A 1,250-nucleotide genomic window follows, 5' to 3' on the forward strand; every position below is an offset into this window, starting at 1 on the left:
ATGGATCTGGCCATGTTCGTGGTCTTCTCCTCGGCTGCCGCGGTGTTGGGCAGTGCCGGGCAGGGCAACTACGCGGCGGCCAATGCTTTCTTGGACGCCCTGGCCCAGCACCGCCGCGCGCGGGGGCTGGCGGGACAGTCGCTGGCCTGGGGCATGTGGGCCGAGCGCAGCGCCATGACCGGCGACCTCGGCGAGACCGACCTCGCCCGCATGAGCAGGAGCGGATTCGGGGCCCTGACCACCGAGCAGGGCCTGGAGCTGTTCGACGTCGCGGCCGTCGTGGACGAGGCGGCCCTGGTGCCGATCCCGATGAACACCGCCGCCCTCGCCCGCGGCGGAGACCTACCGCCGCTGCTGCGCGGCCTCGTGCGGACGTCCGCACGCCGAGCCGCGGCCGCACGGGCCGCCGCGGACGCGTCCGGGCTTGCCCCACGCCTCGCCGGGCTCGACGCGGACGAGCAGCGGGCCGTGCTCCTCGACCTCGTCCAGGGGCAGGCCGCCGCCGTACTCGGCCATGCCACGGGCGACCTGATCGATGCCACCCGGCCGTTCCGGGACCTGGGCTTCGACTCCCTGACCGCGGTGGAACTGCGTAACCGGCTCACCGCTGTCACCGGAATCCGGCTTCCGTCCACCCTCGTCTTCGACCACCCGACCCCGCAGGTCCTGGTGGACCACCTCCGGTCCCAAGTGCTCGGCGACACCGCGGACACCGCCGAGACCGTCGCACCCTCGGTAGCGCCGTCGGCGGCCCAGGACGACGACCCGGTCGTCATCGTCGGCATGGCCTGCCGCTATCCGGGCGGCGTCTCCTCGCCCGAGGACCTGTGGCAGCTGGTGCGCACCGCCGGCGACGCCATCTCCGAACTTCCCGGGGACCGAGGCTGGGACATCGACCGCATGTACGGCGCGGACGTCGACGGCGAGAGCACCACGAAGACCCACGCGGGCGGCTTCGTCTACGACGTCCCGCTCTTCGACGCCTCGTTCTTCGGCATCTCGCCGCGCGAGGCCCTCGCCATGGACCCGCAGCAGCGCCTGCTCCTCGAAACCGCATGGGAGACGTTCGAGCACGCGGGCATCGACCCGGCGTCGCTGCGTGGCAGTCGCACAGGCGTCTTCGCGGGCTCCTCGCACTCCAACTACGCGGGCAACGTCCTCTCGATGCCCGAGGGTGTCGAGGGTTATCTGATGACGGGGACGACGACGAGTGTGATCTCGGGTCGGGTGGCGTACAGCTTCGGTCTCGA

The 1,250-nt window shown here is 71.8% G+C and carries 1 protein-coding gene; it reads left to right on the plus strand.

Annotated features, from left to right (window positions below; translation table 11 throughout):
• The coding region (locus FGD71_RS35010; RefSeq protein ID WP_119104597.1) for a beta-ketoacyl reductase at positions 1-1,250 on the plus strand (1,250 nt) is incomplete at both ends.

This window comes from Streptomyces sporangiiformans (genome assembly GCF_005768555.2).
Classification (GTDB): domain Bacteria; phylum Actinomycetota; class Actinomycetes; order Streptomycetales; family Streptomycetaceae; genus Streptomyces; species Streptomyces sporangiiformans.